A 10,479-nucleotide genomic window follows, 5' to 3' on the forward strand; every position below is an offset into this window, starting at 1 on the left:
CCTTGGGCTGCCTAGCTACCCCCTAGGGCGCCCGCCGAGCCTCGCTACTGCGGCAGCGGGTGCTGCCCCAGCCGCAGGGCCAGGCCCACGCTCACGGTGGTAGCGCCGGCCGCCGGGCCGCCCAGCACCTTGCCTAGGGTAGCATCGAAGCGCAAACCCGTCCAGGGGCGGTAGTAGAGGCCGGCGGTGGCGCCGGTGGTTAGCTCGTGGCGGCCGCGGCCGTAGGCTTCCAGAAAGTAGCCCGCCTGGTTACCCAGCGGCGCCGTGAGGGCCAGCGACCCCAGGTACTGCCCGCTCAGGGCGTCGGCCACCGTGAGGCCCTGCTGGCTGAAGCCGAAGTTGCCTTCCAGGGCCGCGCGCTGGCCCAGCTGCTGGCTGAGCAGCAGGCGCCCGCCGGGGGCCCAGGTGCTGCGGCGCAGGCCGTTTTGGCCGGTGCCAGGCAGGGCGGCCTCCAGCAGCATGGCGGCTTGGAAGCGGGCGGCGCGGTCGGCCGTCAGCATCAGCTTGGTGCCAACCGTGAGTGGCGCCCAGCCCACCGAGTCGGGCCGAAAAGTGGGCACCTCGCTCCCACCCGCGCCCGCGCTGCTCGCCGGCCCAAACACGCGGGACTGGGTGAGGCGAAACTCCATACTGTTGAAAAACCCGATGCGCAGCGTAGCAGTGGCGCTGTTTAGCCCCGCCCCGCCTGGGGCGGCGTAGTGCTGCCAGCCGGTTTCGAGCTGAAACTGCCCCTGCCGCAGTACCCCCGCCGAAATGGTTTGGCCGGGCCGGTCGGGCCGAATGTGCTGCACGAAGGGCGCCTCGGCATTGTCATTGTTTTCGTCGAGGGTATTCTGGGCCAGGGCGGGGGTGAGACGGCTCGCGAGCAAAGCGGCCAGCACCAGCGGAGTGGTCTTGCGCATGGCTACCCCGACACGCAACCCCAGGCGATGGTTCACCGCCGCGCGTCGCGCCCACTTTATTTTTTTAATTCAACGAGCAGTCGATTGCCAGCCACCACTAGGTAGCCGCGCCCGGCCAGCGGTCGATTGGGGAATAAACCAGCCCCGCCGGCCCTAGGCTTACTGCGTAAGCTAAAAGCTGGCGGTCATGCTCATCTGGCGTCCGCCTGCCGAAGCATCTCTACCGCGCCGCCTAGGGGTTGTTCGGTAGAGATGCTTCGGCAGGCGGACGCCAGATGAGCATGACCGCCAGCTTTCTATTGACCTGAATTATTTGCCGGCCTCGATGGCTTGCACGGCCGCCTGGGCCGCCGCCTGATTTTTGGCGGCGTTGGCGCCCTTCTGCTGCGAGGCGCTGGCCCGAATGGCTTGCATCAGCATCTTGTCGGCGCCCTGGGCCCGCAGCTGCGGGTTGAGGCCGATGGCTTGCAGGCGCTGCACATCTTCGGCGAAGGCGGTGGGGTCGTCGAGGCGGCCCAGCATCTGCAGCATCGGCCGGATAAAGGCGTACTTGCGGTAGCCGGTGGCCTGGTCGTAGCTGGTCTTGATGAAGTTCCACTGCTCGGCACCGCCCGCCTGCGCGTACAGTGTGGTAATTCCTTGGCTTAGGTTGGCGTCGCCTTCCAGGGCCTTGGCCTTGGCCAGAGCGGCGGTGGGGTTGATGCTGCCGAGGGCCGTTAGCGCGGCATTCTCTACGGCATACGAGGGGCTGCTGAAGGCTTCCCCGATGAGCTTGGCGTCCTTCTGGTCTTTTAGCTCCCCTAGGGCTTCCAGCGCGGCCGCCCGCACGTGGGTGTTGGCATCGGCGGCGGCCAGGCGGCGCACGGCGGGCGCGGCGGCCTTGGCTACGGCTTTGTCGTCGAGCTTCAGCGCGCTCAGCGCCGCAATGCGCAGGCCGTAAAACTTGTCCTGGAGGGCGGCCAGCACCACGGCGCGCGCCGCTGGGCTAGTGGTTTGGGCGGCGGCGGCCGCTTTCAGGGCCTCCAGCCGGTCTACGTAGAGCGGGGCGTGGCCGTACTGGTAAGCAAATTCGGCCAGGGGCTTGTTGTCGGTTTTCTGCCACACTGTGTACTTCTCGGCGTCCACGTTCACTAGCTCGGGCTTGGCCCCTAGGGGCATGGTGAAGGTCTGGCTGGCCTCGGTCATCAGCACGCGCTGGCGCTGCACCTTGCCGCCCACGTAGTAATCAATATCCAGCGGCAGCCGGAAAGTCTGCCCCTCCTGCGTTTGCTTGATGGTCACGCTTTGCACCTTCTTGGCCGCGTCCCAGGCGTAGTCAATCGTGACCACCGGGTTGCCGGCCCCGAAGTACCACTGGTTGTAGAACCAGTTCAAATCCTGGCCCGACACGGCTTCCATGGCCAGGCGCATCTGGTGGGCCTCGCCGTTGCTCAGCTTGTTGTCGGTCAAGTATTTCTGCAGGCCCTTGAAGAACACCTCGTCGCCCAGGTAGCTGCGCAGCATCTGCACAATGGCGCCGCCCTTCTGGTAGGTCACCAGGTCAAACATGTCCTCCTTGTCGCCGTAGTGGAAGCGCACCAGGTTTTTGCTGGCGTCGGCGGGGTTGCGCAGGTAGCGCTGCAGGTTCTGGTAGCCGTGGGCATCGCCGGCGTCGCGGCCGTACTTGTGCTCGGCATACAGCGCCTCCGAGAAGTCGGCCATCGACTCGTTCACGGTCAGGTTGCTCCAGCTTTCGGTGGTCACGTAGTCGCCAAACCACTGGTGAAACAGCTCGTGGGCGATAACCGACTCGCTCTCGTACTCGCGGTCCAGCAGCTCGCGGTCGGTCATTTGCACCTGCTCGCCGTGCAGCGTGGCGGTGGTGTTTTCCATGGCCCCGCTCACGTAGTCGCGGCACACAATCTGGGCGTACTTATTCCACGGAAACTCTACCCCTAGGCGGTTCGAGAAAAACTCCAGCATGTCGGGCGTATTGCCGAAAATCTGCTTGGCAAAGGGCGCGTATTTGGGCTCCAGGTAGTAGTTGACTTCCTTGCCGCGCCAAGTGTCCTTGTAGATTTTGAAGTTGCCCACCGCCATCATAAACAAGTAGGGCGAGTGGGGCAAATCCATCTTCCAGGTGTCGGTGCGCAGGCCGGGGCCGGCCGCCACCTGGCTCACCAGCTTGCCGTTGCTGAGGGTGGTGTACTTGGCCGGCACCGTCAGGGCAATTTCGTCGGTCGTCTTCTGGTTGGGCCGGTCGATGGTGGGAAACCAAGCCGATGAGGCCTCCGTTTCGCCCTGCGTCCAGATTTGCACCGGCTTGCCCGCCACCGCGCTGTCGGGATTGATGAAGTACAGGCCTTTAGCGTCGGTAATGGCTTCCGAGCCCTGTACTTTCAGCTCGTCGGGCTTGGCCGTATAGTCGATGTACACGATGTACTGCTCGCCGGGCTTGAAGGTGCGGCCCAGGTTGATGCGCAGGTTCATCTTGTCCGAGTAGTCGAACTTGAGGGGCTGGCGCGCGTCGCCGTTCATCAGGGCTACTGCCTTGATGTCCATGCCTTTGGCATCGAGCCGCAGCGAATCGGTGGGGTACGCGTGGGGCACCAGCGTCACCCACTCCTGGCCGTAGAGGTAGCGCTTGGCGTAGTCGAAGCGCACGGCCAGCTTGGTGTGCACCAGGTCGCTGACCTTGGTGGCCGAGGCGCGGTAGGGGCTGGTGGGCTCGGTGGTGGGCGTGGGCAGCGCCTGGGCGTGGGCGGCGGCTACCAGCAGCAGGCAGCCCGGTAGCTGGGCGAGGGCAAGTACTTTCATAGGGAAAAAATAGCGGGGCATAGACCCGGCCAGGGTCGCAAAGTTGCGCGCTTTTGCCCAAACGAAAGGGCCGGCCACCTTGCGGTAACCGGCCCGGCAGCGGTGCCCTAGGGTGGTTTTATTTCGCCAGCAGGTTAGCGCGAATTTCCCCGGCCGGATTCTTATCCGTGTGAATATTCACGTATAGCTTTCCTGTCAGCAGCGAATCGGGCTGCGAGGCCGCGGGCGACGAGCCCGAAGCCGTCGTCATCACCAGCGGAATTTTGCCGCTGATAGTACCGCTGGTGGCCGCTGGCACCGTTAGCGCAATGGCCACGCCCCCGGCGTGCCTGGTGTCGCCATAGTGAATGTGCGCCATGGTGGCAGGCCCCGTCAAGCCCGAGAAATTAACGTTGTACGTCAGCAGATGGGTGCTGGAATCGTAGGTGCCCGTTAGCTGGCCGATGCCCGACGAGGCCACGCTGACGGCGGGCACCGAGTTGGCCGCGCTCAGGTTGCCCGTCACCTGCATGGTGGCGGGGGCCGGTGTGTCATCGTTCTTTTTGCAGGCCGACGCAGCTACCAATAACGCCAAGGCGGGAAATAAAAAAATTTTCATGAGGGGTAAACGATAAGAAAAATAATAGAAAGTTTTTGAGAAAAATTGGGGTTTAATTTGTTTTAACTCACTGATTTAGTGTGATATGTCGCAAATATAGTGCTGCCTTCTTTTTGCCGTATGCGCGGGCGAGGGCGGCTAGCCGGCAACTCCGTCAGCCTACGCGCTGGCTAACCAGGCTTTTCATGCCGAGCTGGCGGCGGCCGGCTATCCCTAGGGCCCTGGGCCCGCCAAAGTGGCAGAAAAACGCGGCTGGTACGGGGCTTGTAACTAGGCTTGCAGCGGCTTCGTAGCCGTAACCACAACCAAGACACCACTCCTCTTTTTAAACTTCACTCCCACTTATAATCATGGGCAAAATCATCGGTATTGACTTGGGCACCACCAACTCGTGCGTTGCCGTCATGGAAGGCAACGAGCCGGTTGTAATCCCGAACTCCGAAGGCCGGCGCACCACGCCGTCGATTGTGGCGTTTCTGCCAAACGGCGAGCGCAAGGTAGGCGACTCGGCTAAGCGCCAGGCCGTTACCAACCCCAAAAACACCATTGCCAGCATCAAGCGCTTCATGGGCCGCCACTTCAACGAGGTGTCCAAGGAGAAAGAGTACGTGGCCTACGACGTAGTGCCCGGCCCCAACAATACGGTAGCCGTGAAGGTGAACGACCGCACCTACACGCCTCAGGAAATCTCGGCCATGATTCTGCAGAAGATGAAGCAGACGGCCGAAGACTACTTGGGCACCACCGTGACCGAGGCCGTTATCACGGTGCCGGCTTACTTCAACGACGCCCAGCGCCAGGCTACCAAGGAGGCCGGCGCCATCGCGGGCCTCGACGTGAAGCGCATCATCAACGAGCCCACGGCCGCTGCGCTGGCCTACGGCCTGGATAAGAAGCATAAAGACCAGAAAATTGCCGTGTACGACCTCGGCGGCGGCACCTTCGACATCTCGGTGCTGGAGCTGGGCGACGGCGTGTTTGAGGTGCTGAGCACCAACGGCGATACCCACCTCGGCGGCGACGACTTCGACCAGGTTATCATCAACTTCCTGGCCGACCAGTTCGCCAGCGACAACGAAGGCCTGGACCTGCGCAAAGACGCCTTAGCCCTGCAGCGCCTCAAGGAAGCCGCTGAGAAAGCCAAGATTGAGCTGAGCAGCAGCAGCGAAACCGAAATCAACCTGCCCTACATCACCGCCACCGCCAGCGGCCCCAAGCACCTGGTAGTGAAGCTAAGCCGCTCGAAGTTTGAGCAGCTGAGCGACGAGCTGGTGCGCCGCTCGATGGAGCCCTGCAAAAAGGCGCTGCAAGACGCCGGCCTGTCGGCTTCGCAGATTGACGAGGTAATCCTGGTGGGTGGCTCGACCCGCATTCCGCGCATCCAGGAAGAGGTAGAGAAGTTCTTCGGCAAGAAGCCAAGCAAGGGCGTGAACCCCGACGAGGTGGTAGCCATCGGCGCCGCCATTCAGGGGGGTGTGCTCACCGGCGAGGTGAAAGACGTGCTGCTGCTCGACGTGACCCCGCTCTCGCTGGGTATCGAAACGATGGGCGGCGTAATGACCAAGCTCATCGAAAGCAACACCACCATTCCGACCAAGAAGTCGGAAACCTTCTCGACGGCTTCCGACTCGCAGCCGAGCGTAGAAATCCACGTGCTGCAAGGCGAGCGCCCGCTGGCTTCGCAGAACCGCACCATTGGCAAGTTCCACCTCGACAGCATTCCGCCCGCGCCCCGCGGCGTGCCGCAGATTGAGGTAACGTTCGACATCGATGCCAACGGCATTCTGAACGTGACGGCCAAGGACAAGGGTACTGGCAAAGAGCAGAAAATCCGCATCGAAGCTAGCTCGGGCCTCTCGGAAGCCGACATCGAGCGCATGCGCAGCGAAGCCGCTGCCAACGCCGACGCCGACAAAGCCGAAACCGAGCGCATCACGAAAGTAAACCAAGCCGACTCGCTCATCTTCCAGACCGAGAAGCAGCTGAAGGAGTTTGGCGATAAGCTGAGCGGTGGCAACAAAACCGCCGTGGAAAGCGCCCTCGCTGACCTCAAGAAGGCCCACGACAGCAAGGACATCAACGGTATCGACGCCGGGGTGGCCGCGCTGAACAAAGCTTGGGAAACGGCCTCGCAGGAGATGTATGCCGCGGCGGGCGCCCAAGGTGGCGACCCCATGGGCGGCCAGGGCTTCCCCGGCGCCGATGGCCAGAACGGCCAAGGCCAGGGCCAGCCGGCCGGCGACCACGTAACCGACGTGGACTACGAGGAAGTAGACGGCAAGTAGACCGCAGATTTAACGGATTGAACTGATTTCGTGGATACGCCAGCTTTGCTGGTTGACTACGCTAGGGAAGGCCGGAAGCATTGCTTCCGGCCTTTTTGCGTTTAGATGGCTTTTCTTAGCCGGCGTTCAGGCTCGGTTGGTTATGCCAGCAATCTTTATTCCTGCCAGCAACCTTTACCCCGTTTCAGGTTTTTGCATCGGCCGCCGAAGCACAGCCGCTACTGGCAGCGCGGGGCATTGCCACTGAAACCGCTGTGGAGGCCGACTAGTTGGCCCTCAGTCCTTTGGTGGCCAGTCCGCAGCTTATTACCACGTTTGTAGTGAAGCTGCGCGCCGTCGATTTTGAGCAGGCCCAGCAGCTACAAGAGCAGTTGCATGAGCAGCGGCTAGCGAGCTGCCACTCGACCACTACCTCTATAGCTTCGGCAATGCCGAACTGCATGAGTTGCTGGTGCGCCCCGGCGAGGGGAGCAACCTCGACGTGACCCTGGCTCGGCTGCTGCTGCTGCTGCGCGGCCAGGTGGTATCGGCGGCCACGCTGCAGCGGCGACGGGCCGCCGAGTTGGCCCAGCCCGAAACCAGCCCCATGGCGGGCGGCTGGCCGGCTACGGGCTGGCGCTGCTGGGCGGCTTATTTGACCTGCTGGTGGAGGCCCGGCCGTATTTTCACCGCCGCGAGCTGCCCGATGTCCGCCGCACCTACGCCTACTCGGCCACCGACCGGGCGCACGGGCTGCGCATCCTGATGCTGGGCGTCATCGTGTTTAACCTAGGCCTCTACTTGCGGCTGGCCCCTAGGGAAACTGCCGAGCTAGCGCCCCCGAAAAAATACTTGTATTTTGAATTCAAGAAATGAGAGTAAACATAGCCGCACTTCCTCAAGCACGGCTATTTTTTAGATTATTAATTTTGATAGTCAATGCATTAAGTGATAAATTGAATTTTAGTAAGTTTATATTTTTTGGTAAGCTAGTGGCCGTGCGCTTGCACGCGGGCGCTTATCTTAGCTAGCCAATACTTATCCTATTTCTATCCTTCTTACCCGTATCCTTATCGCTACGTAGCCAGGCCTAGGCGGCCAGCTATACTAAATCCCGGAGGTGCGCAGTTGACTTAGGCGCGTAGCAGCGCGCCAGCCACCTCAGCTAGCAAGCCCAGGGGTGCAACCGGCACTTGGCCGCATTGGTCGAATAAGGGCCGGCGGCACGGTTTTTATAGTATTGTTTTGGTCCTCGATTAGCCAACCTACCTTATCTGCTATTCTATGAAAACTGCTTTGCCCTTTCGCCGTTTGCTGGGTGCGCTACCGTGGGCATTGCTGCTGGGCAGCTGCACGCTCCGCGAAACCCGCCACGAGGAAGCCGCCCGGCTGGAGCCCCAGATACGGGTGCGCGCGGTGGAGGAGGCCTATCTGGGCAGCCTCAACGTGCTGCCGCTACACCAGCCCAGCGACGTAGACCTGCCGCGCCGCAACCAGCTCATCGAGGGCTACGTGAACAAGAACCTGCCGCTGAAGATGCGCCTGCTTCTCAATGCGTATAATCCTAACCTGGAGGAGACTACCCTCACCGGCATCGACTACACGGTGCTAGTTGATGGCAAGCTGCTGGGCTCGGGCAAGCTGGCGCAGGCCGTCGACCTGCCCGCCCACGACTCGGTGCGGGTACCCCTGGACTTTGAGATGAACACCTACAAGCTGCTGGGCGACGATGCGCTGCCCAAGCTGCGCAACTTCGCCCTGGGCTTCGGCGACCCCGTTCGCCAGCGCCTTACGCTGCGCGTGCGCCCCATTGTACGCGCGTCCCGTGGCCGCCTCAGCGTGCTCATCAGCCGCCGCCCCCCCATGCAGGAGGCCGTGGTTTCGCGCGAGCGCCGGGCCTCTACCACCAGCAACTAGCTGAATCCCTCACCAAGCAAAAGAGGCTTCTGCGCATGACGCAGAAGCCTCTTTTGCTTGGTGAGGGGCCCTAGGGTCTTCCGCAGCGTGGTGCCTGGGGCGGGCCCTAGGGCGGCGGACTAGCTAATGGCCTGGGTGCTGGCGGCGGCCTGAGGCTGGCCGGCCGCCTCTATCTTTTCGCGGGCTTCGAGGCGGTCCTCGGCGTCGGGCAGCTCCAGCTCCTGCGCTTGCTCGTGCCAGCCCTGGGGCTCGTAGCTGAGGCGGATGTAGATGGGAAAATGGTCGGAGCCTATGTGGGGCAGGCGGCGCAGGTCCTGCAGCCGGAAGTGGGGCGAGTGAAACACGTGGTCGAGGGGCCAGCGCAGCAGCTGGTGGTCGGCGTGGAAGGTGGGCAGCAGGCCGCGCCCCACCCGAGGGTCGAGCAGCCGCGCCAACCGCCGGAATAGCTCCGAGGTGTGCGACCAGGCCACGTCGTTGAGGTCGCCGGCCACGATAGTGGGCCCGTCGTGGTGCTGAATGGCGCGGCCCACCACCAGCAGCTCGGCATCGCGGCGCAGGCTGTCTTTCGACTCTTGGGGCGCGGGCGGCTTGGGGTGCACGAAGTGCAGGTTGGCGAGCGTGCCGTTGCGCAGGCGTATGCGGCCGTGGAAGGACGGAATATCGGCTTCGAGCAGAAACTTCATGTCCTTCTCGACCAGCGGCAGGCGCGAAAACACCAGCATGCCGTAGGTATTGGGCAGCGGGGCGTGGCAGGTATGGGGGTAGTCGGGGGTAATGGTGGCCAGCTGGCTCAGCCACCAGTCGTCGGTTTCGACGGCCAGCACCACGTCGGGCCGGTGCTCGCGAATGAGGCCTAGGCAGCGCGAGGCGTCGCGGTTGTACATCAGCACGTTGGTAACTAGCAGGCTAATGTGGTGGGCATCCTCACCGGGGCTGCGCTGGGCGTCGAGCACCTGCTTGCGGTGCAGCGGCGTGTAGGGCCAGATGCGCAGGAGCTGGTAGCCCACCGCCGCCAGCAGCAGTGCCCACACCAGCGGGGCGTAGGGCAGCACCGGGCCGGGCAGGGCCAGCAGCAGCGCCCCCGTGAGCAGCCCGGCCACTATTTGCACGCGCGGAAAGTCGAACACGCGAATCCACCAGGCGGTTTGGCGCAGCAGCGGCAGCAGGGTGGCGAGCAGCCCCGCGCCGCCCAGCAGCAGCCCTAGGCCGTAACAAACGTAAAAGAAGGTGGACACTGTACAAAAGTAGAAGCTGGTCGGGGCCACGCCTAAAATCGTGCCGCAGAATCGGTTTTGCCCTAGGCCCGGCCGCTACCTTTGCGGCATGGAAGTACTGCTCGCCACCTTCACTACGCTGTTTTCGGTGGTAAATCCCTTCGGGGCCATGCCGGTTTTTTTGACGCTGACCAGCGACGACAGCAACAAAGACCGGGTGCAAACCGCCCTGCGCGCCTGCACCTACATGGTGGCCATTCTGACGGTCGCCTTTTTTGGCGGTGCCTACATCCTGAGCTTCTTTGGCATCAACATTCAGCACCTGCGCATTGCGGGCGGCATTTTGCTGATGCGCTCGGCCTTCGAGCTGCTGACGCCCGGTGCCAACCGCGACCGCGTGGGCCCCGACGCGCTGGAAGAGAGCAAGCAGAAGGACGACATCAGCTTTACGCCGCTGGCCATGCCCATGCTCTCGGGGCCGGGCTCGATGGCGCTGTGCATCGGCTTCCTCCGGCCCACGCCCCTGGATAAGGTGATGACGGTGCTGGGCTTCGTGCTGGTGGCGGCCGCCGCCTTCGTCATTCTGGTGTCGTCGCTGCGGCTCACGCGCCTGCTGGGCCGGCCGGGCATGGCCGCGCTGGCCCGCATCATGGGCTTTCTCACGCTGGCCATCGGCGTCAACTTCTTCGTCACGGCCGTGAAGGCGCTGTTCCATGTGGCGGAATAGGCCTAGGGTGTTTTCACCGCAGAAGGCGCGGAAGCTTACGCAGAGGAAGCGCAGAAGAATG

Annotated in this window: 8 protein-coding genes; 4 read left to right on the plus strand and 4 right to left on the minus strand. The window is 62.9% G+C overall.

Annotated elements, in window-relative coordinates; translation table 11 throughout:
- Positions 1–44: 44 nt before the first annotated feature.
- The 3 genes from HHL22_RS09905 to HHL22_RS09915 form a co-directional block, all read right to left on the minus strand.
- Complete coding sequence (locus HHL22_RS09905; RefSeq protein WP_169530814.1) at positions 45–902, minus strand: transporter; 858 nt, start codon at positions 900–902, stop codon at positions 45–47.
- A gap of 309 nt (positions 903–1,211) precedes the next feature.
- The gene (locus tag HHL22_RS09910) at positions 1,212–3,698 is read right to left on the minus strand and encodes a M1 family aminopeptidase (protein WP_169530815.1); all 2,487 of its coding nucleotides are present in this window, start codon (positions 3,696–3,698) and stop codon (positions 1,212–1,214) included.
- Positions 3,699–3,816: 118 nt separating this feature from the next.
- Positions 3,817–4,296 (minus strand): CHRD domain-containing protein, encoded by a 480-nt coding sequence (locus HHL22_RS09915; protein ID WP_169530816.1) that lies wholly within the window; start codon positions 4,294–4,296, stop codon positions 3,817–3,819.
- A 350-nt stretch (positions 4,297–4,646) separates the two neighbouring features.
- On the opposite strand from HHL22_RS09915, the gene dnaK reads away from it, so the two are divergent.
- The 3 genes from dnaK (at position 4,647) to HHL22_RS09930 (ending at position 8,477) form a co-directional block, all read left to right on the plus strand.
- On the plus strand, positions 4,647–6,581 hold the full coding sequence (gene dnaK / locus HHL22_RS09920) for a molecular chaperone DnaK (protein WP_169530817.1): 1,935 nt from the start codon (positions 4,647–4,649) through the stop codon (positions 6,579–6,581).
- 645 nt (positions 6,582–7,226) lie between these two features.
- On the plus strand, positions 7,227–7,436 hold the full coding sequence (locus tag HHL22_RS09925; protein WP_169530818.1) for a hypothetical protein: 210 nt from the start codon (positions 7,227–7,229) through the stop codon (positions 7,434–7,436).
- Positions 7,437–7,844: 408 nt separating this feature from the next.
- A complete protein-coding gene (locus HHL22_RS09930; RefSeq protein ID WP_169530819.1) occupies positions 7,845–8,477 on the plus strand; it encodes an NDR1/HIN1-like protein in 633 nt (210 codons plus the stop codon).
- 119 nt (positions 8,478–8,596) lie between these two features.
- On the opposite strand, the gene HHL22_RS09935 is transcribed toward HHL22_RS09930, so the two are convergent.
- Positions 8,597–9,712, minus strand: coding sequence for an endonuclease/exonuclease/phosphatase family protein (locus tag HHL22_RS09935; RefSeq protein WP_169530820.1), 1,116 nt, complete (start codon positions 9,710–9,712; stop codon positions 8,597–8,599).
- Positions 9,713–9,800: 88 nt separating this feature from the next.
- Between HHL22_RS09935 and HHL22_RS09940 the strand changes: the two genes are divergently transcribed.
- Positions 9,801–10,418: a MarC family protein gene (locus HHL22_RS09940; protein ID WP_169530821.1), complete on the plus strand. Its 618-nt coding sequence runs from the start codon at positions 9,801–9,803 to the stop codon at positions 10,416–10,418.
- Positions 10,419–10,479 lie beyond the last annotated feature (61 nt).

It is taken from the genome of Hymenobacter polaris, from assembly GCF_012927305.1.
Lineage (GTDB): Bacteria > Bacteroidota > Bacteroidia > Cytophagales > Hymenobacteraceae > Hymenobacter > Hymenobacter polaris.